The 269-nt window shown below is 63.2% G+C and carries 1 pseudogene; it reads left to right on the top strand.

Annotation, left to right across the window (positions count from 1 at the left end):
- Positions 1-269 (top strand): annotated as a pseudogene (locus tag GR198_RS36060) (protease); the annotation flags it as partial.

Here is a 269-nt window from a genome sequence, read left to right as displayed (position 1 = left end):
GCGCCGGCAACGATCTGCTTGACGGCGGCACCGGCAATGACACGCTGAACGGCGGAGCGGGCAACGACATCTATGTGGTCGACAGTGCGGGCGACGTGATCAACGAGGCGGTCAACGCCGGCACCGACGAAATCCGCACGTCGCTTGCAGCCTACTCGATCGCCGCCTTGGTCAATGTCGAGAACCTGAGCTACACGGGATCGGCCAACTTCACCGGCACCGGCAATGCGCTTGCCAATACGATCACCGGCGGTATCGGCAACGACACG

It is taken from the genome of Rhizobium leguminosarum, from assembly GCF_010668065.1.
Classification (GTDB): Bacteria; Pseudomonadota; Alphaproteobacteria; order Rhizobiales; family Rhizobiaceae; genus Rhizobium; species Rhizobium leguminosarum_S.
The sequence above is the reverse complement of the archived record's forward strand: the minus strand, read 5'-3'. Positions and strand labels throughout refer to the sequence as shown.